The organism is Alteromonas sp. ABV4_515, assembly GCF_056160345.1.
Window position 1 is genome coordinate 550,891 of record NZ_JBSWWZ010000001.1, and the last position, 26,482, is coordinate 577,372.

The window sequence follows — 26,482 nt, forward strand, 5'->3', positions numbered from 1 at the left end:
CTGTCACATTTCAATAATTTGTACGGCCCCGTCAGCCAGTTTCGCTGGCAGAACGTGAGTAGCTACAATCACCAAATTATTCTCAGCGGCTTGCAACAAACCCGCTTCAACCAGTTGCTGGTTACGTTCATCCAGTCCTTCAAAAGGCTCGTCCACCAGCCACACATCAGGTTCGGCTAGCTGCGCCCGTGCCATAGACAATCGGCGAGATTCACCGCCAGAGAGACGACGTCCGCCCTGCCCCAGCCACTCATCAGTATTGGTCAGCGTTTGCAGACCAAACTGCGCCAGTGCCTGCGACATTGCTTCCGCAGTCATCGTTTTCTCAGCCGGATTCAGGTTCATTTTCAGCGTGGCTTCAAGAATACGCGGCGATTGCTCCACATATACCCAGCCTTCACGACGACCAGCCGCCACGGTACTGCCGTCAAACAGCAATTCGCCGTGAGCCGGAACCAGACCTGCCAGCGCTTTCATCAGCGAAGATTTGCCGCAGCCAGAGGCGCCGAGTAAGACCACCAGCCCGGAAACCGGTAGTGTCGCAGATATTCCGTGAGGCATGGTCTGTGCCTGAAAATACTGCAACTCAATCTTCTGTTCCGGCGCGCCCTGAACCATAGGCGGTAATGGCGCAGCATCGTCCCGCTTCAGCGCCTGTGCCGCCTGTCGGTATTTACCCAAATGGGCCGCCGTGCCCACAGGACGCCCCAGCCAGTCGGTAATACTCAGTAGCAGCATAGGCACGATGATCGCCGTGGCGTCGCCGAAGCCGTCCTCCTGATTACTCCAGAACAGTGCGCCAATGGCTGCTATAGCGGCACCGTGAATGAACCACAACCCCCACTGACCGGCGGATTCCACCGTCTGCTGATTCTGCCAAACTGATGAAAGCTGCGGCGCATTGCGAAACTGCTGGTTATTTTCATTCAGTTGCAGATGCCACAGGCTGCTGGCAGCAAAGAAATGTTCAGACTGATAACGAAATGCTTGCTCGTCTTTCGCCTGACTGGCGGCCTTATTCAGCCCGAAGTACACAAGCCAGAGGCTGATCACCAGCCACAGTCCGGCCATAATCCACATGAAAGCCGCACCGGGCAATGTTAGATACGTCACTACAGAAACCGACAGCAGTACCAGCACCACAGCGCTGGCCTGATGGGCTACCCAGCCCACCCACACGGATGACAGCATTTCAGTTTGTGCGGCGAGCTTTTCCACATCCCCCGCTTTTTCCAGCAAGATAAGATCTTTTAGGCGATTGAACAGTTCGCTGCGCAACCAAGTCGTGCGGCCCAATAAGTCATGGTGGGCCAGCCACATATGGCCATAACCGGCGCCAATTCGGGTAAGTGCGAGGGCTCGGATAATCACAGCAGGCAGCATGTAATTAAAATTAACCGGCATTAGCGCGCAAGCAGCGAGAAACCAGGATGAAAATATAAGAATGAGTAATCCTGACGTGGTGTGCAGGATAGCTAAAAGTAAACTGATGAACGGTATATTTCTCATTGTGACACCACTCCGTTTGCAACCTGCCAACTGCGGTTAAACCAGGCTTCAGGCAGCGGTTTGTGTGATGCCCAAATCACGGTAGCATCGCCGCAGGTGCGATGAATGAGTGCACTGATGGCATCATGTTGTGCCTGCGGCAAGTGGGCGGTGGGTTCATCCAGAAACCACACTGGCGCTTTGCGTAACAGCAAGCGAGCAATCGCCAATCGCTGAGCTTGCCCACCGGAAAGTGGTGGATGCTCCCCCATTGGCGTATCTAGTCCCTGAGGCAGTGAAGCCACCCAGGCGGTTAGCTCGACTTCGGCCAGTACCTGTTTAAGCAAATCGCCGGTAAAATTACCGCCGAGCGTAAGATTCTCCCGCACGGAAAACGGCAGAATAACCGGGGTCTGAGTGAGCAGCGCATAGTGAGTGACCGACGCATCAAGGCCCGGACGCTGGCCGCTTAGCAGCTCCATCAACACGGTTTTACCGGCACCGGATTCGCCACCAAGTCGCACCCAGTCTCCGGTTTCCAAGTTCAGCTGTTCGGTACGCAGATCCGGCGTCGTAGTCAGTTCGCCGGTGAGTGAAAGTGACGAGAATTCCGCGTCATACGCTGACAACTCATCGTTTTTTAACATATCGCCCATGGCTTCCCGAGCAGATTCAGCCTGGGCTTTCTGGTGATAAAACTGACCCAGCTTTTTCATTTCAGAGAGCAACAGCGGTGCAGTGAGCAACAGCCATAAGCCCTGCTGCAAATTAATAGATTCGCCCAAATCAAATTCACCCAGCAGAGTGAAACCGATATAAACGGCAATCAACGCCACTGCCAGAGTAGAGAAGAAATCCAGTACAGTGGTAGAGAGAAAAGCAATAGACACCACTTTCATGGTGCGCTCCCGCAGGCTGTTACCGGCGGTGTCCAACAGTTTACGTTGTGCATCGTGCGCCCGAAACATCGCCAGTAAAGGCAGTGCCGACACACGGTCAACAAACAGGCGGCCTAACCTTTCCAGCGCGATGAAATGTTTGCGATGCTGGGCAGCAGCGCCTTTACCTACCAGCACCATAAATAACGGCACAATGGGCAAGGTGATCAGCAGGCTCGCCCCTACCACCAAATTCACCGCCAAAATCGCCACTAGCGCAATTACCGGCACGACGACGGCCACCATCTGCTGCACTCGGTAATCAAAATGCCAGTTCACCACAGCAGGCAAATGCATTTGCCACAAGGTTTGCCAGTGGAAAGCCGAATGCTGGCGCACCAAGGCGTGCTGCTGACGGGAAAAAGTAACTAACAACCGCGATTGCAGTTGCGCCAGCAGGCCCAAACGGAATCGGTGATTAAGAAACAATGATAGCCCCTGACTCACCCACACCAGCAGCAGACTAACGAGGGTAAGCACAAGCATCGAGGTTGAAGCAGGACTTTCTTCCATCACCCACTGGGTAATCATGGCTGAAAAGCCCCAATAAGCAGCGATGAGCGCGATGTCGCGGAAAACCTGTAGAAAGACTAAAGCCACCAGAGCGCCGCGGGAAGCGGCATCTCCGGTGGCTACAGATTGCTGAAACCAGCCAGAAAGAGAGTGGGAACGACTCAAATTATCCCTTATTCTTCAGTATCGGGGCGGTCCAGGTTCTCGGTTGCTTCCAGCCACATGGCATTAATAATGCCGAATGAGCAAGCCAGCAGTACACCAAGGATCCAAGTGAAATACCACATAGTATCTTCTCCTAGTAAATTGCGTGAGATTTGTCTAAATCAGCGTTTTTAATGCGACCGCGCATTACGTAAAAGCCGTAAGCGGTGTAAGACAAAACAATCGGTACAAACACACAGGCTACAAAAAACATGATACGTAGGGTCATTTCGCTGGATGTCGCATCCCACATTGTCAGACTCACGTCTGGCATGGTGCTGCTTGGCATCAGGAACGGGAACATGGAGAAACCCGCAGTTAAGATGACGCCCGCAATCATGACAGAACTAGAGACAAATGCCCATCCGCCGCGCGCTGCTTTTGAGAAAAAAGCACAAGCTAATCCGCCCAGAATACCCAGCGCAGGTGCGATCACCATCCAGGGATACAGACTATAGTTATTCATCCACGCACCGGTTTCAGTGGCGACCGTTTTATGCATAGGATTAGTCACTGCACCCGTATCGATAGTCGACGTTACTACGTATCCATCGACACCGAACGCAATCCATACGCCAGCCAGAATAAACAGTGTCACAGTAACCAGCGACAACACCATCGATGCAGAGCGCGCACGAGATTCAACAAAACCGTCGGTTTTCATTTGCAGCCAGGTTGAACCATGGTTCAGTAGTAGCGCCACAGATACCAGGCCGCACAGGATAGCGAACGGGTTCAGCAGGCCAAAGAAAGAACCACTGTAAGTAGATTTCAGGGTGTTATCCAACTCGAAAGGTACGCCCTGTAGCAGGTTGCCGAAAGCCACGCCGAAAATCAGGATAGGCACGAAACCACCAAAGAACAGCGCGATATCCCAGTTTTTGCGCCATTTCTGGCTGGGTAATTTACTGCGATAATCAAAGCCTAGCGGACGCATCCACAGTGCCGCAAGGGTCAGAAACAATGCAATGTAAAAACCGGAGAACGCGGTGGCATAAATCATTGGCCAGGCAGCGAAAATAGCGCCACCTGCAGTGATAAACCAGACTTGGTTACCGTCCCAGTGTGGGCCTACCGTATTAATCATTACCCGACGCTCTTCGTCGGTACGTCCGATAATGGTAAGCAGTGCGCCTACCCCTAAATCAAAGCCGTCGGTGATGGCGAAGCCAATCAGCAGCACGCCCACCAGCACCCACCAAACTACCCGTAGAACTTCATAATCAATCATGCGTGTACTCCTTCATTCAGGCCAATAACGCTTTCTTCTTTCTCATCCGCTGGCGGAGTGGGTCCTTTTTTGGCGAACTTCTTCATCAGATAGAAGCTAATGATGAACATCACGGTGTAGAACAGGGTGTAGCCAACCATAGTGAACACCACATCACTTACGCTCAAATTTGACACTGACACATGAACCGGCAGTACTTCGGCGATAGACCATGGCTGACGACCAAACTCAGCCACAAACCAGCCTGCTTCACAGGCAATCCAAGGCAGCGGCAAACCATACAACGCAGATTTAAGTAACCAGCGTGGTTGGGTGATACGGTGTTTAGTGCTGTACCAGAATGCAGTGGCAAACAGCACCAACATCAGGAAGCCTGCAACCACCATAAGGCGGAAAGAGTAGAATAGCGGCGCCACGGGCGGAATGCTGTAATCCACGGCCTTTTTCAGCGCTTCAGGTGTAGGCTGAGTGATATCGTCGGTGTAAGGTTGCAGCAACATGGCGTAACCCAGGTTCTCTCTGTTTGCTTCAAACAACGCTTTTTCAGCTGGCGTTGCAGAGCCGTCACGTACTGCATCCATGTATTTGTACGCCTGAACACCAGATAGAATACGCACACGGTGATTCTCTTTCAGATCTTTAATACCAATCACTTCTTCGTCGAAGCTGCGGGTAGCAATAATCCCCATGGCATAAGGGATCTGAATGGCATAGTCCATACGCTCTTCTTCATCGTTCGGAATACCAAAGATGGTGAATGGCGCGGGAGCAGGATGGGTTTCGTATTCAGCTTCAACAGCAGCCAGTTTAACTTTCTGCACGTCACCGATTTCGTAACCACTTTCATCACCGAGGATAATTACAGATAATACCGATGCCAGACCGAAGCTTGCTGCAATTGCAAACGAACGACGGGCGAAAGCCACGTGTTTGTGCTTAAGCAGGTAATAGCTTGAGATCGCCAGAATGAACATGGCGCCAGTGGTATAACCTGCGGATACGGTGTGGACAAATTTAACCTGAGCCACAGGGTTGAAAATCACATCAGCGAAGCTGGCCATTTCCATACGCATGGATTCGACATTGAACTCTGCGCCCACAGGATTTTGCATCCAGCCATTGGCAATAAGGATCCACAGTGCAGAGAAGTTTGAGCCGATAGCTACCAACCAGGTCGCCATGAGGTGCTTCACTTTTGACATGCGGTCCCAGCCGAAGAAAAACAGGCCCACGAACGTTGATTCGAGGAAGAACGCCATTAATCCTTCAATTGCCAGTGGTGCGCCAAAAATGTCACCTACGTAATGAGAATAATAAGACCAGTTCATACCGAACTGGAACTCCATGGTGAGGCCCGTTGCCACACCAATAGCGAAATTTATCCCGAACAACTTACCCCAGAACTTGGTCATCTCTTTATAGATTTCCTTGCCGGTCATCACGTACACCGATTCCATAATGGCAAGCAGGAACGTGAGTCCGAGGGTGAGAGGAACGAAGATAAAATGGAACATAGCAGTTAATGCAAACTGCCAGCGCGATAACTCAATTAATGTATCGCTCATTAGGAACATCTCCCGGTTAATTAGTAATTTGGCTCTCTCTTTGGCGACACATCGGCTGCCATTTATTCACTTACTGAGCACGTGTCGTGCCAACGGTTGAATGAATGGCGTATTCCTCTCGTCTGGTGCTTGCAAATCGCCAATAACCGATAGATATACGCATACAGCAGAGACAACAGGCTAGTCGGTAAGACTCAAGACACGTCGCTGGATTCATGGCGCTACATTACACCTTTAGATTTTGTCGCAACTTGATCCATCGCAAGATTTATCTTTATAGAATTGGCAAACTTTCATTGCGGAAAACGAAATTTTTTGACAAATTTGTCACCATAGTGACAGTATCGTCAGACAACATATGAATATCAGCATCATTCAATCGATGATTAATGCCATCGACAAACCGGCCATTTTTATTACGCCGGACTATGTTATCCACGCCGTTAATCAGCCTTACCGCGACACTTATCAGGATGACGTTATTACGGGTCAGAGTCGTTGCCACCAGATATCTCACCGCAACACGGTACCCTGTGATCAAGCCGGAGAATCCTGCCCGCTGGCAGAGTGTCAGCAGTCCGGACGCGCCACCACAGTGGTGCATAACCATAAAACCCAGCATGGTGATTCTTACTGCGACATTCTGATGAAACCGGTGCACGATGAGGACGGCATGGTTCTCGGGTATTTGGAAATATTGGAACGAATTCAATACGCTTCGAGTCGGGCAGGAAAAGGCAAGCTCATTGGCAACGCCCCCTCTTTCCGCCAGATGTTGCAGCAAATCAGCCGCGCGGCGCCGGCAGACATTGCCGTATTGCTTCAGGGGGAAACCGGTTCAGGCAAGGAACTGGTTGCCCAGGCTATTCACGACAGCAGCAAGCGCCGTAAAGAAGCCTTTGTGGTAATTGAGTGTACAGGTCTAACCGAAACCTTGTTTGAGTCGGAGCTATTTGGATACGAGAAAGGCGCATTCACCGGCGCCAGCACGTCGAAAAAGGGCCTGATAGACGCGGCCGACGGTGGCACCGTATTCTTTGATGAAATTGGCGATGTACCGTTGAGTATGCAGGTAAAATTACTGCGTTTGCTGGAAACCGGCAGCTATCGCCCGGTGGGCAGCTTGAAGCAGAGAAAATCCAATTTCCGACTGGTGTGCGCCACCCACAAGAATCTAAAAGAGATGGTGGAAAAGGGGCAGTTTCGTCAGGACTTATATTACCGTATTGCAGGCTTTCCCATTTTATTGCCGTCTTTGCGGCAGCGACGGGAAGATATCGCGGAGCTTTGCCAACACTTTCTTATTCAAACTGGGCATGCAGATAAAAGTTTCACCCGAGAAGCACTGCTACTCCTGAATCGTTACGGCTTCCCAGGGAATATCCGTGAACTACGTAATATTGTGGAGCAATCAGCGCTGCTGTCTGTTGACGAGCTGATTACCCCTGCTGATTTACCGATGCACCTGACCATACAACATACTGGTGGTGAGCCTGAATTTACCCCTCACCTTAAAACGCTGGATGAGGCAGAAGCCAGTTATCTTTCGGATATAGCGGCAACTTATGACGGCACGCCGGAATCACTCGCAGAATTGCTGGGCGTAAGCACCCGTACGCTGTACCGCAAGTTACAAAGATACGAGCTGACGTTGCGTAAACGCTGACGTAAGCTTCGATGTAAGCCGCGTCAACGCTTGGCCATCATAACCCTTCAATCCCCTGCCAGATAAGGCGCATGGCTAACAGCGTTACCACCACACGGAATATTAACCGAAATTTTTCAGCCGGGACTTTTTTCAGAAATTTAAGTCCTAGCCAGGTTCCGGCATAGCCACTGGCAATCATTGCCAATACCAATGGTAACCACTGAAAGAAGGCAAACCCGGCAAAGCTGAATACAAGTGCCTTGAGCAGATGCTGAAAAGTCATACAGGTAGCAAAAGTCGATACCAGCTTCATCTTGTCGCTGGTAGAACGATGCACGAAACCCGCCACCAGCGGCCCGGTTGCACCTACAAACATGGTTGCCACTGTAGTAAAAATACCCGCAACAAAGCGGCCTTTGTCACCCAACTCCCGGTTTTTCTGTTTAGGCCCCCACACCAGAAACAAAATAAAGCCTGCAATAGCAAACTGAATAGCCACTAATGGCAACTGCACCACAATAAAAGATGCCATGACAGCACCAATCAACGCGCCAGCCACAAACCACTTCACCATGTTCCAGTCGGTATGCTGCCGAGTCATAAACGCCCGGCTACCATTTGTGCCCAGTTGCACCAAACCATGAACAGGAATGAGCGCCGCCAGCGGCATCACCGTCGCCATGGTCGCCAGCAATAAAACGCCACCGCCAATACCAATGGTGGCAGTAATGATGCTGGTAATGAATGTGAGTGCGATGAGGCCAGCGGCAACCAGTGAAGAAAGCTCACCGGCACCGGTAAACAGCTCGAAAAATGCAATGCCTTCCAAGAAAACTCCGAAAAAAGAAAAATAAATAACCCGTTTGAAGAAGCTGCCCCGTTACTTTGTTAAGACGAGCCAGTCAAAAGGAGACAAGCCGTGCAACTCACCTACCCTCACACATACAATTTACCACAGTCTTTGCTGCGTACTGCTACGCTGTGTATCTGCGGATACAGAATTAAGCGATGCTATCCCTCAAAAAAGAAACGAAAAGACGCATTCACGTTGGATGCATCTTCAAACTGACCATAAAACGTATGTGCTTCATCGCCATAAAACAGATTCATGCCGCCGGACACCTGCCATTTGTCGGTGGGTGAGTACGTTGCCCGGAATCGCAGGAAGCCATCATCATCGGTGGGTGACCAGAAGTTAAATGCGTGCAACACCAGCGTCTGCTGCAATGCCTGATAGCGCAGTTGTGTGGTGATCACGTGACGGCGCTCCGCCGCTTCGAATTGCGGCCACGGGCTGTTGGCTATCCGCGCATCGTAACCATGATTAAACTCGGTGTACCACTGCAGGCCACCGGTCAAATTTGCAATCAGTTCTTGCTCGTAACCAATCAGCAGGCGGCTCTGATCGTTAGGAATAAGGGGGTCTGAGCCATCGGTATCTTCACCATCATGAAAAGCGTATTCCAGCTTACCAATACCCGGGCCAATGGGCCGGATGGCGCTGAATCCGGTTACGATAAGGTCGCTGTACAAAGGTCTGCCAATTTCGTCAGCCGCTTCAGGCAGCTTGGTGAACCCCTTGTAACCGTAAATCGCCAGCTCCGTTCCCGCCACACTGCGAAATAAACGCAGCGCGTATTCCGGGTCGTCGGGCTTGTTTTCATCCGGGATCACCATACGTGCACCGGTGTTTTCACCGAGCATGGGATTAAAGTAGGAGAAATATTCACCGTTGATACCGTTATCCGGCTCGAATTCCGGCATCACCACAAAATCCACGTTCACCAAGTCAAAGTAGCCACTGAGCTTTACCGCCAGTGACGGATATTTCAGGTAATCGTCGTCCCGCCCGGCGAAGAAGGACTGATAATCCTTAGGAAATAAATCGTTGAGGAACAGATAATCCCCGACGCCCCAGGTGAGGATCTGCTGACCCGCTTTGAGGTCGAACTTCTCTCCAGCGTTACCGAGAAAACCGAGATTGCCCTGCCAGTAAAGCTCACGGATTTGTGACTCCCAGCTATCGGTGACACCGTCGTACCAGACATCACCACGAAAGCCGATTTTCGAACTTTCAAAAGCATAGTCCGCCTGAAATTGACCGCGGCCATCAGCCAGCGTGGTGTCACCACGAATAGCGCTGTCGCTCTGTAAACGGGTACCGGCGGCAATATCAATAAATCCGGCCCAGTTGAACGGAGACGCGACTTCTTCATCGTCCCAATCGCCCATTTCATCAAAAGCCCCCCAATCGTCTACAGCTGGTGACGCTTCCTGCGCGAATACGCCAACACTCAGCGCAAATGCTGCCGCCAGCAGGCTTGTACGAAAGCTGTTACCGGCCATATTATTTCAACCACTGCATAGGCGGCGTGCGCAGACTACGTTCACTGAAGATGTCGTCTTCTAGGCCCAGGTTGTAGTCCATGTTTCGGAATTCCATCAGCGTGTAACCACCAGAAGCCAAATCAGACACTTTCGAGCGGGTCACTGTGGGAAAACTCTCAATCGTTTCTACTTCCACCGCCTCTATCCGGCGATAGTTCTCACCATTCGCTTTGTAGAAGTTGATCAGCATAGGTATTTTCGTAGTTTTATCGATTTCCACCACGTAGTAGCTGAACTCAACGGAATCAGGATTTTTAGGTTCGGCTTTCAGTACGTAACGGCTGTCGGTTTCTTCCTGTAGTGTGAAGTTATCTTCGCTAACAGCACGGCCAGATACGTCTTCGTAGAAAAAGTGTGAACCGACAAATGAGGTGCGTTTATCACCGGCAGAAATTCGCTTCACCAGGTCCAGCGCCGGCAGATATAACCAGCGATCATCGTCCTCACTAACGGCAGCATGTTTCTCTACCCGGAATACGGTATCGCGCACATCGGCCGGACGGGTGAAGAATACTATCATTTTCTGATCGTCATTGTCGGCAACGTCTTTTCTCAGAATAGTGAACTGACGCAGTTGTTTACGGCCCTGCGCGTCCACAATCATCATTCGCGCATCTGAACGGCCATCGTCACCGGCATAATACGATGCCCGTTCTGATGCCTGAATCAGCTCGTTTACATCGAATTCAGCAGACCAGACTGATGCAGATGCCACCAGTAAACCGGTGAATGCCAATGCCATTGCAGATTTCATACTTCTCACAACCATCTTACTCTCCTGCTCCCGGTTAACGGGATTTGAAAACAAAACGATGCAGCAAACTCATTGCTGCAGGCAGCACCAGTAGGGTCACCAGTGCGGAAATTGCCATGATACTGGCCAGAAAAACACCTACGGTGATGTAGGGCACCAGCGGGGCAAACAACAAGGGCGTAAAGCCCAGCGCGATAACCAGAGCGTTGCGGGTAATGGCAGAGGCAGGTTCGCCGAACATGGCTTCAAGTGTTGCGGATACATTGTTAGTTTCTTTGAATATTGCCCGTGCACGTTCGAGGAAATGAATGGCGAAGTCCACTGATAACCCTAAAGTGAGTGCAGAAAGCACGGCGATAGGCATGTCGTAGTCTTTACCGACAATACCAATGAGGCCGTAAATGAAAGCGATGGTAATCGTCAGTGGTAGCATGGCTAGCACGCCGAAAACGAAGGATCGGAACAGCACCATCATCATGACAAAAACCATGATGAACGCACCAAGCAGACTATTGAGCATGCCGGCGACCATGTTCTCCTGCCACACCACATTAAGATAGGCCTTACCTGCCCACTGGTAATCAATTCCTGCAGGGAGCGGATGCTCAGAAACGTATTGCTCAGCCAGCTTCATCGCCGCTGTCATATCCTGATTATCACCACTGGTGAGCTGCAGCCACAGCAGGCTTTCACGGTAATCCGGCGTAACAAAGTGCCATAAATCATTAGGGCGATGTGAGGACTGATACTGCAGCAGGGTTTGTGCAACGGCCTGGGGAGAATCCGGCAGGGCGTAGTCTTTCTCCTCGCCGCCACGGAGTTCACGGTTCACCACTTTAACCACATCAGCCAGCGAGTTAGATTTACCCACCAGACCGGTGGTCGCTAGGTAATTCTGAAGATCTGAAATGTACGCCAGTTGAGCGGGGAACTGGAACGTTTTGCTTGCCGACAAGGTTTTCTCTGTGCGTGCTACCAGTTTGTCCAGATAATCCAAGGCTTCATCCGACTCCACGGTAAACAAGGCGTCGTCGATAGCGATAATTAGCGACTCCAGTGCAGCAGTTGGGGTTTGTTCTGCCACAGATTTAAGCGTATCCCACTGCCAGCCAGATAATTCTTCGGGTACATCCACCCCAATTAATGCCGCTGCCGAAGGCACCGCATTGGTATCGCTAAACACCAGGTAAGCATTATAAGTCCCGGCAAAATTCTCGTTCAGCACTCTGTCAGCCACACGGATTTCGTGGTCAGCTTTAAACCAGCGAACCGGGTTGTCATTAATCTGGATCTGGGTGATTCCCCAAACTGAAACTGCAAATAAAGCACTGAATACGACCAGCCAGCCCCGACGCCAGGACATTGCCAGCTTACCAATACTTCGGGCAATAGCAGCAACACGAGACTGACCATCACCTTCACCGTGCATTGTTTGCTGCAAATTCAGCAATGCCTTATCGCTCATACGGGACACATAGGCGGGCATGAATACCAACGTGACCAGGAAAGCGAACAGAATGCCGAAGCCAACAAACGCGCCGAAGATCTGCACTGGCGGAATAGGCGTCAGCATGAGTGAGAAAAAGCCTACTGATGAAGTAATTGAGGTATATAGCATGGGTGTGAACAGATGAGACACCACCTTGCTGATAACTTCCCCGGCGCTTTCGCCCGGCTTATAGCGGTCTGAAAACTCCGACAGAATGTGCACCGAATCCACCACCGCGATGGGCATCAGGAAAATCGCAATCATCGACGACATGATGTGTACGGTAAAGCCCATACCAATCATGATACCCATGGTGACGATCACCGTCGCCATAGCAACAATCATTGGTGCGATGATTAGCGGCAAATTGCGAAAAAACAGGAAAAGCAGAATAAAGATCATTAGCCCGGCCAGTGGCGCGGAAATGCCCATTTGAATGAACATTTCTACACCAAACTGATCTTCCGCCACCGGCAGACCGGTGATATACCACTGTTGCTGCGACCCCATTTTGCTGATGGCGGCACGGATGTCTTCAGCAATGCGATAACTTTCGTTTTTATCCGCAATAGGCACATAAATCGCTGCCGCTTTGCCGGTTTCCGCCACCAGCGTATCGTACAGCAGCGGCAGGCGGGAGATGCTCTGCTCGATGGCTTTCGCGCCCGCTTCATCAACCGGTGCCTTGTCCATCATCCACTCAAACCGAATGGTCCCTGGCCCGGCCTGAGAAATATTGTCCACCGTGGAAAGCGACATTAAATCCGCATCAATCACACCATCGAGCTCAAGAATGCTATCCGTAAGTTGCTTCACTTCCGACAGAGTTTCAGGCGTATAGACACCGTTAGCATCTTGCTCAGCGACCACGCCCACCACAATGGCATCGTGCATGGCGAACGTCTGCTTAGTCTGGTTATGAAAAATTCTCGCCGGATGGTCAGCCGGAAGCATGTTTTCCGGATCGGTATCGACAGTCAGATTAGGGATCATTGCGCCGGCACCCAGTGTGAGTGCCAGAAGAAGAATGTAGACCCAGCCAGCGCGCTGAGTGGCAAAGCGTAACAACAGTGAAGACATTAGATTCAGCCTGGTTATTCACATCAAGTCTAAGATATTTACCCTCATTATATAAATAAAAACTAATACATCAATGTATTTTGCAAAAAAAACGCAGCATGTTGATCATGCTGCGTTTTTATATAAGAAAAATCTATTTAGTTGTTTAGCTGATTCGCAAACTGGCCAACAGCATCCACTACCGCTCTGGCACCATTTTGAATTTCTTCAATAACCGCGCCGGCCTCTTCAGCATATGACAAACCTGTCTGCGCTTTCTCATCACCCTTGTTTACAAGGTCAACAGCTTCAGCAGCCAGAGATTGGTTGTGTTTCACCACGTTAACAATTTCATCTGTCGCTTCTGAGGTGCGTGAAGCCAACTGACGCACTTCATCGGCAACAACAGCAAATCCACGGCCTTGATCTCCTGCCCGCGCTGCCTCGATAGCCGCGTTCAATGCAAGCAGGTTGGTTTGATCTGCAATAGCGCTGATACTGCCAATAATCGTGGCAATTTGTTGAGATTGTGAGTCGAGGGCGTGAATACCTTCTTTCGCTTTATCCATTTGTTCAGACAGCGAAGACATTTCCTCGAGCACTTTGTTGATGACATCTTTACCCTTTCTCGCCACTGCATCGGTATTGTTAGATGTGTGATAGGCAATGTCTGCCGCGTTCGATACGGCTTGCTCCTGCGCTACCTGCGCAGTAATCTCAGTGGCAAACTTAAATACTTTATACAAGCGCCCATGAGAATCGTGAATGGGGTTATACGTTGCTTCTAGCCAAATCGTATTTCCATGCGAATCCACACGCTTGAAGCGACCTGCGACAAACTCGCCACGGGCTAACTTGGCCCAGAACTGTTTGTAGCCCTCCGAATTTGCTTCTTCGTCGGTACAAAAGATGCGGTGATGCTTGCCTTTGATGTCATTCAGGTCGTATTTCACTGTACGCAAGAACGGCTTGTTGGCGTCGATAACATGTCCGTTTAGGTCAAACTCGATTGTGGCGGTCGATTTGTGTAATGCTTCTACCAAATCTTCATGCTCTTTAGACAACGCAATCGTTCTTGTGAGATCTGTCATGCTCACAGAGTAATGATCTAACCGGCCTTCTATATCAACAACGGGCTGCAAGATGCTGCGCAGCCAAGCTTCTTCGCCATTTCGACGCGTAAATTCAATAGCCCCCTGATAAGTCTGATTAATGTCGAAAGCACTTTTGAGTTTTTTGTAGTGCATTGTCGACTTCGCGATTTCAGGAACAAACTCTAGAAACGGACGGCCCATTACTTCAGATGCGGTATATCCGAGCTCGTTTTGAAAATGTTGGTTAACGAATTCGATTCGGCCAGCATGATCCAGACGTAGATAAATCGTTTCCTCTAAGAAACTTTCACGAACCTGTTTGAGCATGTGAAGCTCTTGACGAAGTGCTTCATTTTCTTTGACGAGGTGACGATTAAACATAGACTGTCTTTCCAACGAGTTATTTATTGATATTGAATTCGATTTCGCAGTTCGAAGCGCACTTGCCTGAACACCAGGATAGTATTTGTATCGGCACTATCATCCGCTTTCTTAACCAGAAACCTAACCAAAATATGTTTCAATTTTAATATCTTGGCGCAATCCCTGACATTGTTTGGCACCCAGGCCAGGTACGACCACGGTTTTCGCTTTTAAAACCGCTCGTCAAATTAAGGTTAGGCGAATTGTCTATGGATGAAGTTACCACCGTGACGAGCAAGATGAAATGCAAAACTTAAGATATAAGTATGTCATTTCAAACCCTTTTAATGGAAGACGATCAAAAATCAAGCTGACGCCGTAGCTACTTTGTATAAGGTTTTCGTTGAAATGAGGCAAACATGGCTAAGAAAGCAATTCTCTATCGTATGGTAACAAATGAGCATATTTGCCCTTTTGGCTTACGCTCAAAAGATTTGCTAGAACGAGAAGGCTTTGAAATTGAAGATCATAAGCTGACCTCGCGAGAAGAAACTGACAAGTTCAAGCAAGATCATGGTGTAAAAACGACGCCTCAAACATTTATCGACGGCAAGCGTGTAGGAGGCTATGACGACCTTCAAGCCTTGTTCAATAAAGGGGACAGCGCACAGTCTGGTACGACTTATACACCTGTACTCGCCATTTTTGCCGTTGGATTACTGTTAGCGCTGGCTATGCAGCATGCGCTAATGGCGAATCTATTTAGCATTCGCACGCTATTGCTCTTTATCGCCTTTTCAATGACCCTATTAGCCGTTCAGAAACTGCGAGATTTATTTAGTTTCACCAACTCTTTCATCACCTACGATTTGCTGGCTATGCGACATCTTCGCTACGCCTATATTTATCCCTTTCTTGAAGCATTTGCGGGTATTGGCATGGTAGCGATGTTGCCCGCAGTAATCATTGCGCCAATCTCGCTTTTTATCGGTACCATCGGTGCGGTTTCCGTTGTTAAAGCGGTTTACATCGATAAGCGGGAACTTAAGTGTGCTTGCGTGGGCGGCGACAGTAATGTGCCGTTGGGTTTTGTATCACTTTCAGAGAATTTGTTTATGATAGGCGGCGCTTTGCTCATGCTGTGGCTTTCTTATTTGTAAAGCGCCCAGGCGCCTTATCTGAGATTCAGATAAGGCGTGAAGGATTATTCAGGTTTGTACATTTCCAGTACGGTAAGCAACTCTTCGGCATCAACTGGCTTCGAAACGTAGTTGGAAAATCCTGCCTTCAGGGCTTTAACCCTATCCGCCGTGTAAGCATAAGCAGTTAGTGCAACCGCATCGAAATTCCGAATATCTTCTCGTTCGCTGCTTCTGATTTTCGCGATGTAACCCAAACCATCAAGTTCCGGCATGCCGATGTCAGAAAGCACCAGATTAAACGCTTCAGGCGTTTCATTAAGTAACTTCCAGGCTACCAGACCATTTTTCGCCAGGGTGACGACCGCACCGTGACTTTCAAGGAACAGGCGAATGAATCTGCGGGCATCTTCTTCGTCTTCTGCAACCAGAATGCGCAGGCCACGAAGACGATCGCTGCTTCCCGCTGCGCCTTCAACAATATTGGATTGTGTTTCTTCTGGGCTTTTCGTAGCAACAGGGGCAATGGGTAAGGTCACATAAAATGTGGTTCCCAACCCTTCTCCATCGCTCATTGCCCAAATGCTACCGCCGTGCATTTCCACAATACTTTTAACAATCGATAACCCAAGGCCTAAGCCCTGTTTGTTGTGCGAAACCTTTCCTTGATAAAAGCGCTCGAAAACATAATTCAATTGCTCTTCCGGGATACCTTTTCCGGTGTCACGCACGAAGAATTTATAATTAGAATGGTCACGGGCTCCACTAATAGTGACAGAGCCACCTTTGGGCGTGAATTTAAGCGCATTGGAGAGCAGGTTGTGTATCACCTGTTTGATACGCACTTTATCCGCCAGAATGGTAGTATGCTCGTCTTTGAACACACTGGTTAGGTGAATGTTCTTCGCCCCGAAACCTGCCTCGAATTGCTTAGTTACGTCTTTAATTGCTTCGCTAATCGGCAACGTGTGTGTACTCAGCTTCATGGTGCCAGAGATAATTCTGGAAAGATCCAGAATGTCGTTAATTAAATCAGCCTGAGTGCTTGCAGCCCGCTTCACTACGTTTAACGCTTCAACCAAACGCTCCTTATTCGACGTATCCATTAATGCTAGATCCGTCCACCCCATAATCGAGTTCAGTGGGGTACGTAATTCGTGGGAAATACTGGCAAGAAACTGATCTTTTGCTTTATCCAGTTCTTCTAATTTTGCCACCTGGCTATCCAGCGAATTTTTCATTCCCAGCGCATAGGGGATAAACAATTGCTCAAAGGCTTCAATGAGTAATTTATCATCGGTAGACCATTCAACAGACTGATCCACCACCGTCTGAAGGTATGTCTCGAATGAATCTCTCGGCGTGAGTGATTTAGGCTTATCGCCATCGGTTTGCACTTTACCCGCCCAGCGTACGGTTTTGTCTACTGGTTCCCGGAACCACATCGTGTAGTAACCGTGGCGACTCGAAACCGGAGAAATAAACAGGCCGCGCACACCGTTTAACTTAAAGTTTGCAATTATGTCGCTGGAGATCCGCGTCAGTGCGGTTACCTTCGATGGCCCAGACTTATCGCTGGAATACTCATGAAACAGGTGAGAAATGGTTTCAAAGCTGGGCGTTTTCCCTACCAGATAGTGGGAATTAGGCGTGACCACCGCAATACCGCATACCCGCATAGTCGAAAGCAACAAGTCCTGCTCGTCTTTTAGTCCTTCCAGCGGATTACCTTTGTTGGTCAAGGCATTGATCGCCTGATTCAAGTTTTGCTGTCGCTTCTGAAGCGATTCCCTTTTGACCTCTACGCTTTTACCATGCAATTGATAAGTGAAAACCTGACACAAGCTTTCGCAAATCAATCGACTACGCTGCTCTACATATTTCGGCTCGCGATTATGACAAGCAATAAGCCCCCACAGACGATTTTCATAAATCAGCGATACTGAGAAAGAAGCGCGAATGCCCATGTTCCGCATGTATTGTAAATGAACGGGCGAAACCCCTCTTACCATAGAAAGTGACATATCAAGGGGCGTTCTTTCGCTATCAGAAAGCGCAGGTAGTAAAGGCACTGGTGTTTCATCGGTATCGTAAACGCAGCGAACCAGGTTCTTTACGTAAAGCGCACGGGCTTGAGAAGGAATGTCTGACGCAGGAAACCGTAAACCTTTAAACGGAACCATGTCGTCGGCGCAATCTTCACCGATGACTTCTCCGCAGTAGTCTTTATCAAACTTGTACACGCACACCCGATCGAATTCGATAAAGCCACGCATGGCAGACGCTATCTTGTCTGCCACTGCTTCCACGGAGTTAAGTTCAAAAAGACTAGGCAGTAAAGGGCGAATATCGGTGTCTGTTGGTGTCCATTTAGACGATACACTGCCGGTGAGCACCGGTGATGGCTCAAGTTCAATAATGAGATAACCACCACTGGCGTAAATAACACTGCTGACTAGTTGGTGCCATTCACCATCGTGGTAAATTTGATTGCGAAACTTCCACTCGTATGAATGACGGCGACCTACCGCTTCCGCCTTAGCATAAAGTTCTGTGAGAATTTCTGTGCTGTTATCGGGCATCTCTACCAGCTCAGACATCAGTGTTTCATTTGGCACGATGGGTGACGAAAAAATATCCGCGATGTTTGCACTCATCACGCGAACCAGCCCGGTGCCAGGCTCGATAGCCAGAAGATAGCCAAAGCTCTGTACAGACTCGATTAAATGAATCGCTTCGTCTTCACAATTTTTGATATTCATGAAAAGCACTTTCCCTGAAATTTAGCGCTCCATTATGCATTTTTTTATAGGTGTGGTCTGGAAAAAAGCAAAAAATATAGACGAAAGTATAGTTATTTAAAATAACTGAGCGCGAGCTCTTTTCCTTAAAAAATAACGTTTAAATTCAAACACATAGACTTTTAAGTCAGATTTTGAAATTGTTAGATTAAAAACCTGTAATGTTTTGGTGTAGATAATTTAATTGGACAAAAATTTAAATACTTTCATTTAAAAATATAAATTTATTTCTAACACTCGCATACTCAATTAGATAAACCGAAATGCATTCCTATATGCAGAAGGCGAAACGGAAAAATTACGAATAAAGGCCCGGCGAAAACCATCGTATGAGGAAAAGCCCACAAACACGGCAATGGCTTTCATTTCCCGCTCTGAACTGACCAACAGATCGCTGGCCACCTGCATGCGAAATTTCTCTACATAGGCAGCTGGATTAAGCCCCGTTTCGTCAATAAAGAAGCGATGACACTGTCGTTCGCTCAGGCAGAGTTGTTCAGCAAGAAGAGAAACCGTGATATCGCGGCCGATATTGTCCCGAATCCAATTAATCACATTGCCCAGGCGATCTTGCCGTGGCGACTGAATATCAAGTAAGTCTGAGTACTGCTTCTGATTACCTGAACGTTTCATATAAACCACAAGATGTTTCGCCACATAATGAGCAACAGCCTTGCCGCAATCGGCTTCAATGAGGCTTAATGTTAAATCGATGCCAGAAGTCACACCGGCAGACGACCAATACTTCCCATCTCTGATATAGAGCTTTGCGCTTTCTACCGTTAGTGTGGGAAACGCGGTTTTCAATTTTTCTGCGAATGCCCAATGTGTGGTGACTTTCGTTCCCGAAGGCAACCCTGTTCGCGCAAGCAAATATGCTCCGGTACAGATAGAAACTACCCGCTCTGAGTGAACCATCAGCTTTCTAAGCTTTTCTAAATCCGATTCTGTAATACTGTCACTGCGACTTCCCGCACCGCCAGGAATAATCAGGGAATGGCACTTGCCAATCTCTTCAATAGACAGCTCGGGTATAATCTGCAGGCCGGCTTCACAAGTAACAGCTTTGGTGCTAAAACCCACGACTTTCAGTTCATAGCTATCGGGCTGACACTGATTCGCTTCAAAAAATGCAGACTGTGGGCCTGATAAATCCAGTAGTTCGACGCCCTCATAGGCAAGAATACAAATCGTTTTAGTCATAATATTTGCTTAACATTTATTCAGGAGATGATTAATCTACTGCACTTCGTTATGTCACATATGACTACAAAACAACCAAAACTGCCATTATTCTCTCAGGCCTTTTCTCAGCTGACATCCGTCAGATATTACCCAGGCCCAACAAATTATTGCAGCAACCTGTAATAAAAGTGATTCGCCTTGGACTAAGCACAATGAACAAGTTAATAAGGAGAGTGACCGTGAATGAATTTTTTACCCGACTTCAGGATGTATCCGCTATAGAGCTTATTGTTATTTGTGCTGCTGTAGCCGTTTTGTGGTTCCTGCCCGCGATTTTAGCGATGATTTTTAATCGTAAACAGGCCAAGCTCATTGCGTTGGCTTGCATTCCCGCGGGTTTTTCAGTGATTGCCTGGACGGCCGTGCTTGTATGGTCGGTTACCGGAAAGGCTGTAGAAAAATACTTACCCGCCAAAATCAAGAAACAGCTAGCCTAAGCGCTCTCGAATTGGAGAGCGGGTTGCGTTATTCCAATGCGCCTGCTCCATGAAGTGTATCGAACCGCGATTTCATCGAGATAAAAATGCAGTGTTAACAGTGTGTATGAAAAAATACACACTGGATGGGAAAATATTTCCATGGTTATTTACCAAAATTATCCAACCTTACTTACAACCACACAAAAAACTATAAAATTCAATAATTTAAATTAAAAAATAACAAACCCACCACTCTGGCACACAACTGGCATTAATAGAATCAGACAAGGAAATCACTTTAGGAAAAGCAGACAGGATGTCAGCAGTACGAAGGATTGTTACCTAATTTGGCAAATCTGAATACTTCACAGAGGAATGTTCAGGTTTTGCAAAAAACACTGATGACGTTGTGACGTTGAAAGTGAACTGTCTTCTTGGCAGTTAATCTCCCCTCTAGGCCTATCCCGGCCTTTCCAAAACCTCTGATTTCTCCCGCCATATGGCGGGAGCTTTTTTTCTAGGGTTTAAACAATCAATTTTACTGCCATAGACGAACATTCTGTTCAATAGGTATACAGTTTACTACGTTGATATGGTCTTCCATGTCGATCAATAAATCATCATGAACTAATGTTTATCTTACAGAACGACAGTTGTTGAATGTCATTGTTTCTGCTTCCATGTGTATTCCTAAAAGTGTTTTGCCGGTGCCGTCAGGTCACCGGCTTTTTTTATGTTCGATTTATACGATTCCCCAGTGTCTGTTTATCCGTAACAATGAGCTGTTCTCAATAATGATTCGTATTTACAATCATTAGTGAATATATAAATGAGAAGAGTATTATGGAAAAAAGACAGCCAAGACAACCCGCCTGTCTAGTGGTAAAAGAAAATCGTGAACTCACCCCTAACATGCGTCGCATCACCTTTTCTGGTGAGGCACTAAAGCAATATCCTGAAATAGAAACCTCGGCGTACGTCAAACTGATGTTTGATTTCGATGGTAATCCATTAACATCGCCCCCCGCATCAATGAAAGATGCGCAGCTTCGTACCTACACCATTCGGGCAATCAACCAAAATGCCGGCGAAATGGATGTAGACATGGCAATTCATGGTGATGGCAAACACAGCGGCCCTGCTTCCTATTGGGCTGCCTCTGCGTTGGAAGGCGATACCATTGTCGTGGGCGGACCGGGCAGTTCAAAAGGTTTAGCCGAGAGTTATGACTGGGTATTATTCGCTGGTGACATGACATCGCTCCCCGCTATCTCTACCTATCTGGAGAAACTCGCGCCAGAAACAGTGGGTTATGCCGTAATTAAAGTAACGACGGCAGACGACATTCAAGCACTGGAAGCGCCCGCAGGTGTATCGATTATCTGGGTAACCGGCAATGATAGCCTGATTGATGAAGTGGCAGCACTGTCGTGGCACCCTGGGAAGCCTGGCATTTGGGTAGCGTGTGAATTTTCAGATATGCGCGGATTGCGTCAACTACTGGTGAAAGAACGCCATGTTGCCCATGAGCAGTTGTATATCAGCAGCTACTGGCGGGAAGGTCGCTCTGAAGATCAGCATAAAGTTGATAAACGTAAAGATGCAGAAGCATTTGAGGCAGGGAATTAACCCCAACCCTACCTTCGCATCGTTCTTTCTTCGTCATCATTGGCCGCATGGATGTGGCCTTTGATGTCCACAAACGGCATGCCCTCCCCGGTGTGCAAATCTTCAAGATAATCCGTAACGTAAATAATGCCTGCCAGATTATGACAAACGGTAAGGGGCACTGCATTTAGATGAAAATTAAAGCGGTTCAGCCATTCAGCAATGCGTCGACTGTCACCATCTGACAACGCAAACAGCAAATGGTACATTCGCACCAGTGCCAGTTGAATTTCTGCTTCGTTGGAGTTTTCTGCAAACCCCACATATAAACTTTGGGTTAGTGCATTTTCCGACACACCCAGTAAATTCGCGGCCTCTGGCGGTGTTAAACCTATCGCTTCATAGGCCATTACATAGGCTTTCATTAAAACGGCTGGTGATGTTCCCGTTGCATGCATAGCGATTGCTCCTGTAATTGGGACCTGTATGCTCCTGTTGTTGCGAGAACCATTCCAGTTATTACAGTTTAGTTAAATTTATCCATTTAACCGCTGAAAATAAGGAAAAAATTACTTAAAACTTCCAGAATATCAATTCTGGCAACAGTGGAAAATGGCTTTTTGCTGCATAAACATCAACTTTAGCAAAAATATGGTTTGTTCAGAGAATAGAGAGTCTCAGGTAGATATAGGGTCGCGAGTTATTTCACGACCCATTTTATTTGAGCAGAAACCGGCATGGCAGGAACACCACACCAGTTTCTTCGTTCAGGCAGCAATCACGCTAGATAGTGCAGAAAAGGAGGGCTGAGCCTGAATATCTAAAGGCAAGTGCAATTCTCTGGCGATATCACTCACACTGATAATACCCCGTATAACGTGCTCCTCACGGTCGATCACCAAACAATGCTGTTGCCCATTATCTTTCAGCGTACAGATAATATCTTCTACGGTAGCGTATGAGAGCTGCTCATAGTCGAACGACTGCAACATAGATTTAGGTTGCATGAAATCTGCGGCTGTCAATTCGCTGCGGGGAATTCCCTGAGCAACTTTCTGCATAATGCGCTGACTGGTCAAATCTGCCAGTGTAACAATACCGCTGAACTGGCCGGCCTTATCCAGCACAATTTTCATTTTCACGTGCGACTGCTTCATAAGCTGCTCGAGGTCAGCCGCCTTGGCGTCGTAATCAATGACCAGCGGCACATGTTGTTTAAAGTCGGTGAAAATGGCCTTTGCTGGCGACTGTAAAGTAAGTCTGTTTTGCACTTCAGGCCAGGCGAGTTTGTCTACAGATTCAGTTTTGTATAAAGGTAAGGTATGCATAGCTAATTCCTTAATTATCGAAAATTTTGGCTGCAACCAATTTGCAACCCACAGTTGATATCAGGAAAAGCGGGGCGGACCTCTGATCTCGTTGCTACTGAAATAATCAGCAATGCCGAGACTAACTATTTCAGTATTAGAAAAAGAAATGAAACGCGGAAGCGGTATGTCGACAGGAGACAATATGCCATCGCCGTTTTCAGACTCGGCTTCTGCATCTGGCTCTTCGGCAACAACGAACAAATCGCCGCTGACAGCTGCAACCAAGGCTTCTGTTTTCGCGCCCGCAGCCGCACCTCTGCCGTCTGACAAAGCAGGCAACAAAGTAAGCAAACATAGAGCAATAACCCAGAAACGCATGTGTTCTCCTTTGAGGCATTTCAATTTTTTGCATGCCTCTTTAATAACATACGACGTTTTTCAGAATTTAAAACTACACTTTAACGCAGTATTCAAATGGCTCGTCGACAGGGAAATATTCTGCCGCAGCTAGAGGTTGGGAAGTATTCCCACCCAAACCGGGAAAAGTTCCCATAAGTTGATACCAAAGTACCACCTATCCTCAGACCATAAGTTAATTTTCTGTAAACGGCACTTGCCATACGATTTACATTATAATAATTGTGGAATAGCACTATGACTCAGAGAACATTCAATAAAAGCCTTTTAGCACTTTCAGTGTGTGCAATGCTTCCAGTAACCGCGGCTCATGCCAACAAAGTGGACTGGGAAGATCAGGAACTTATCGAAGTGGTGGGTCAAACCCCGCTTTCCGGCTACGGTTCTGATAACTCGCAGGTTAATGCATCACTAGGTGCGGACGACCTGAGCCTGTCCAATGCGAGTTCATTGGCTCGCTTGCTCGACAGCGAGTTACTTTCAGTATCGATTAATGATGTGCAAAACAATCCGTTTCAACCCGATGTACAGTATCGCGGTTTTACGGCATCTCCACTCCTTGGTTTACCGCAAGGCTTATCGGTTTACCTGAACGGCACGCGCTTTAACGAACCGTTTGGTGATACCGTAAACTGGGACTTAGTCCCGATGTCAGCGTTTGATAACGTCAGCCTGATCAGCGGCGCTAACCCGCTTTTCGGCCAAAACACCCTTGGCGGTGCGCTGTCTCTGCGAAGCAAAACTGGTTTCTCATTCACCGACAACAAGCTCACCTTACAAGGTGGGAGTTTTGGTGAGAAAGGCGCTACGTTGGAAAGTGGCGGCAATAACGGAGAGTGGGGTTACTATGTAAATGCCAGTCTTTATGAAGAAGACGGCTGGCGCGACTTTTCGCCTACCGAAGTCAAACAGCTTTTTGGTACGCTTTCGCGGAAAACTGACGACTCATCCACGCAGCTGACGCTGGCACTGGCCGACAATGATTTGATTGGTAATGGCGCCATTCCCGTTGATTTAATTCCTTACGAAGGCCGCGATGCCATCTATACCCGTCCAGATCAAACACTGACCAACCTCACTTTTGTGAGTCTGGCGCAAGAGTGGGAACTGAATGACAACCTCCAGCTGGCAGTTAACCTTTATTATCGCGAGAACGAAATAGAAACCTACAACGGTGACGACAGCGATTACGAAGAATGTGATGTCGGCTTTGGTGAAACCCTCTGTGAAGAGGGTGAAGAAGATGACGATGACGACGATGATGATTTCGATGGTGATGATGACGTCATTGTCGATGACGACGACGATGACGACGACGATGATGATGAAGACGGCGATGCAGATGATATTCCAGTGCAGTTTGTGGGCTACTTGCCTAACACGGCGTTAGAAGACATTTCTGATATAGACCCAGACGAGCTGGACGGCACTGCCAATACCTCACTGACTAAAAACCGCAGTTATGGTGCGAGCTTTGAGTTACATGGTAAAGCGCAGCGCATGCATACCCACAACTGGGTATTTGGTGGCGGTATCGACAGAGCGAATATCGACTTCAACAGCGCGACTGAGTTTGCAATTCTGGACAACGACACTGCAGAAGACACCCGCGGCGTGACCGGTGTGGGCGTATTCGATGCGGGTTCAGAGGTTTTCCTTCGAACTGACGTAACGCACTACCACTTGTTATTAAGCGACTCAGTGCAACTGTCTGAGAATTGGCAGGTTTGGGCTTCTGGCCGCTTTAATCGCTCTGAAATAAAAATGATGGATCAAATTGAAACCGGTGAAGGGTCGCTGAACGGCGATCACACATTCAACCGTTTCAACCCTGCCGTTGGGGCACAGTACCAACGTGACGCATTAACGGTTTCAGCAAGTTATAGCCAATCGTCGCGGACACCCAGCCCGGCAGAACTGTCTTGTGCCGATGAAGATGATCCGTGCAAGCTGCCTAACGGTTTCGTGGCCGATCCTCCTCTAGAACAGGTTGTTACCGACACCTTGGAGCTACGCGCTTCCTGGATAAAAGATAACCTTGAACTGGCCGGTGCGGTGTTCCACAGTAACTCCAAAGATGACATCATCTTCCAACAAGCCGGAGACCGTCCGTCTGTGGGTTACTTTGTGAACGTAGATAAGACCCGCCGTCAGGGTGCAGAATTTGCGGCTCGCTATAACTTTGACACCCTTTCTGTTGGTGCCAGTGCCAGCTTCTTAGATGCCACTTTCCAATCTGACTATACCGCTTTTAGCCCGCAAAATCCGCTGGGTGGTAACCGTCAGGTTCAAGCGGGTGACACCATTCCAGGACAGCCAGACATGCAACTTGGACTGGACTTCGATTGGCAGGTAATCGACAACCTGTTGGTAGATATGTCAGTAAACTACACTGGCGGCCAATACTTCCGTGGCGATGAAGCCAACGAGAACCGCCAACTTGGCGGCTACACGGTCGTTGATGTATCAGCGACCTGGCAGCTCACCGAAGCCTTAAAACTTGGCTTGCGTGTCGACAACTTGCTCGACAAAGAGTACGAGACCTTCGGTACCTATGGTGAAGCCGATGAAGTACTGGAAGGGATTTACGATGATATCGAATCCACTGAGTTTGTCGGCGTTGGTGCACCGCGCAGCATCTCTGCATTCGTCAGCCTGGTATTCTGATGTAAGCCCATTGAAGCCGGTCATTCCCTATGACCGGCTTTTTCTTATCACCTCAAAGCACTCTTCGAAACCGACGCTAATCCACATGTTGCCGTTTTCTCCGCTAACACGACCTGCTAAAGTACGGTTTTTGGAATCAATA

Annotated in this window: 20 protein-coding genes; 5 read left to right on the forward strand and 15 right to left on the reverse strand. The window is 48.4% G+C overall.

Translation table 11 applies throughout. The features are described from left to right. Positions 1 to 3 precede the first annotated feature (3 nt). From ACXAGX_RS02365 to ACXAGX_RS02385, 5 genes are read right to left on the reverse strand one after another with little or no spacing between them, the layout of a single operon-like run. Positions 4 to 1,509, reverse strand: coding sequence for an ATP-binding cassette domain-containing protein (locus ACXAGX_RS02365; RefSeq protein ID WP_474836338.1), 1,506 nt, complete (start codon positions 1,507 to 1,509; stop codon positions 4 to 6). Further along, positions 1,506 to 3,104 (reverse strand): ATP-binding cassette domain-containing protein, encoded by a 1,599-nt coding sequence (locus tag ACXAGX_RS02370; RefSeq protein ID WP_474836340.1) that lies wholly within the window; start codon positions 3,102 to 3,104, stop codon positions 1,506 to 1,508. The genes ACXAGX_RS02365 and ACXAGX_RS02370 overlap by 4 nt, the downstream gene beginning before the upstream one ends. Before the next feature lie 8 nt (positions 3,105 to 3,112). After that, positions 3,113 to 3,226 (reverse strand): cytochrome bd-I oxidase subunit CydX, encoded by a 114-nt coding sequence (cydX, locus tag ACXAGX_RS02375; RefSeq protein ID WP_070123361.1) that lies wholly within the window; start codon positions 3,224 to 3,226, stop codon positions 3,113 to 3,115. 11 nt (positions 3,227 to 3,237) lie between these two features. Then, the gene (cydB, locus tag ACXAGX_RS02380) at positions 3,238 to 4,374 is read right to left on the reverse strand and encodes a cytochrome d ubiquinol oxidase subunit II (RefSeq protein ID WP_474836342.1); all 1,137 of its coding nucleotides are present in this window, start codon (positions 4,372 to 4,374) and stop codon (positions 3,238 to 3,240) included. Further along, entirely contained in the window at positions 4,371 to 5,939 is a 1,569-nt protein-coding gene (locus ACXAGX_RS02385; RefSeq protein WP_474818897.1) for a cytochrome ubiquinol oxidase subunit I, read from the reverse strand. Before ACXAGX_RS02385 ends, cydB begins: the two co-directional genes overlap by 4 nt. Positions 5,940 to 6,297: 358 nt before the next feature. On the opposite strand from ACXAGX_RS02385, the gene ACXAGX_RS02390 reads away from it, so the two are divergent. Then, entirely contained in the window at positions 6,298 to 7,605 is a 1,308-nt protein-coding gene (locus ACXAGX_RS02390) for a sigma-54 interaction domain-containing protein (protein ID WP_474836344.1), read from the forward strand. A 37-nt stretch (positions 7,606 to 7,642) separates the two neighbouring features. Here the strand turns inward: ACXAGX_RS02390 and ACXAGX_RS02395 are convergent, their stop codons facing one another. From ACXAGX_RS02395 to ACXAGX_RS02415, 5 genes are all read right to left on the reverse strand, one after another. Further along, complete coding sequence (locus ACXAGX_RS02395; RefSeq protein WP_474836811.1) at positions 7,643 to 8,407, reverse strand: sulfite exporter TauE/SafE family protein; 765 nt, start codon at positions 8,405 to 8,407, stop codon at positions 7,643 to 7,645. A gap of 191 nt (positions 8,408 to 8,598) precedes the next feature. Beyond that, positions 8,599 to 9,933 carry a hypothetical protein gene (locus ACXAGX_RS02400; RefSeq protein WP_474836346.1) on the reverse strand — a complete coding sequence of 445 codons (1,335 nt, stop codon included), beginning with the start codon at positions 9,931 to 9,933 and terminating at the stop codon, positions 8,599 to 8,601. A 1-nt stretch (position 9,934) separates the two neighbouring features. Next, the gene (locus tag ACXAGX_RS02405; protein ID WP_474836348.1) at positions 9,935 to 10,744 is read right to left on the reverse strand and encodes an outer membrane lipoprotein-sorting protein; all 810 of its coding nucleotides are present in this window, start codon (positions 10,742 to 10,744) and stop codon (positions 9,935 to 9,937) included. Between the two features lie 19 nt (positions 10,745 to 10,763). Then, entirely contained in the window at positions 10,764 to 13,298 is a 2,535-nt protein-coding gene (locus ACXAGX_RS02410) for an efflux RND transporter permease subunit (RefSeq protein WP_474836350.1), read from the reverse strand. Positions 13,299 to 13,435: 137 nt separating this feature from the next. After that, positions 13,436 to 14,752: a methyl-accepting chemotaxis protein gene (locus ACXAGX_RS02415; RefSeq protein ID WP_474836352.1), complete on the reverse strand. Its 1,317-nt coding sequence runs from the start codon at positions 14,750 to 14,752 to the stop codon at positions 13,436 to 13,438. 401 nt (positions 14,753 to 15,153) lie between these two features. Here ACXAGX_RS02415 and ACXAGX_RS02420 point away from each other — a divergent pair, with 401 nt between their 5' ends. Beyond that, positions 15,154 to 15,894, forward strand: a complete 741-nt coding sequence (locus tag ACXAGX_RS02420) for a MauE/DoxX family redox-associated membrane protein (RefSeq protein WP_474818891.1) — start codon at positions 15,154 to 15,156, stop codon at positions 15,892 to 15,894. Between the two features lie 44 nt (positions 15,895 to 15,938). Here the strand turns inward: ACXAGX_RS02420 and ACXAGX_RS02425 are convergent, their stop codons facing one another. Together ACXAGX_RS02425 and ACXAGX_RS02430 are read right to left on the reverse strand one after the other, a co-directional pair. After that, positions 15,939 to 18,635 (reverse strand): ATP-binding protein, encoded by a 2,697-nt coding sequence (locus ACXAGX_RS02425; protein ID WP_474836354.1) that lies wholly within the window; start codon positions 18,633 to 18,635, stop codon positions 15,939 to 15,941. A gap of 288 nt (positions 18,636 to 18,923) precedes the next feature. After that, complete coding sequence (locus ACXAGX_RS02430; RefSeq protein WP_474836356.1) at positions 18,924 to 19,877, reverse strand: GlxA family transcriptional regulator; 954 nt, start codon at positions 19,875 to 19,877, stop codon at positions 18,924 to 18,926. Between the two features lie 221 nt (positions 19,878 to 20,098). On the opposite strand from ACXAGX_RS02430, the gene ACXAGX_RS02435 reads away from it, so the two are divergent. Beyond that, positions 20,099 to 20,356, forward strand: coding sequence for a superinfection immunity protein (locus ACXAGX_RS02435; RefSeq protein ID WP_474836358.1), 258 nt, complete (start codon positions 20,099 to 20,101; stop codon positions 20,354 to 20,356). Positions 20,357 to 21,181: 825 nt separating this feature from the next. After that, a complete protein-coding gene (locus ACXAGX_RS02440; protein ID WP_474836360.1) occupies positions 21,182 to 21,967 on the forward strand; it encodes a siderophore-interacting protein in 786 nt (261 codons plus the stop codon). 8 nt (positions 21,968 to 21,975) lie between these two features. Here ACXAGX_RS02440 and ACXAGX_RS02445 read toward each other — a convergent pair whose 3' ends face one another. The 3 genes from ACXAGX_RS02445 to ACXAGX_RS02455 form a co-directional block, all read right to left on the reverse strand. Next, positions 21,976 to 22,404, reverse strand: a complete 429-nt coding sequence (locus tag ACXAGX_RS02445; protein WP_474836361.1) for an antitoxin Xre/MbcA/ParS toxin-binding domain-containing protein — start codon at positions 22,402 to 22,404, stop codon at positions 21,976 to 21,978. 309 nt (positions 22,405 to 22,713) lie between these two features. Continuing rightward, complete coding sequence (locus tag ACXAGX_RS02450) at positions 22,714 to 23,274, reverse strand: CBS domain-containing protein (RefSeq protein ID WP_474836363.1); 561 nt, start codon at positions 23,272 to 23,274, stop codon at positions 22,714 to 22,716. 60 nt (positions 23,275 to 23,334) lie between these two features. Then, positions 23,335 to 23,634 (reverse strand): hypothetical protein, encoded by a 300-nt coding sequence (locus tag ACXAGX_RS02455; protein ID WP_474836365.1) that lies wholly within the window; start codon positions 23,632 to 23,634, stop codon positions 23,335 to 23,337. A gap of 276 nt (positions 23,635 to 23,910) precedes the next feature. On the opposite strand from ACXAGX_RS02455, the gene ACXAGX_RS02460 reads away from it, so the two are divergent. Continuing rightward, complete coding sequence (locus tag ACXAGX_RS02460; RefSeq protein WP_474836367.1) at positions 23,911 to 26,340, forward strand: TonB-dependent receptor; 2,430 nt, start codon at positions 23,911 to 23,913, stop codon at positions 26,338 to 26,340. Positions 26,341 to 26,482: the final 142 nt, after the last annotated feature.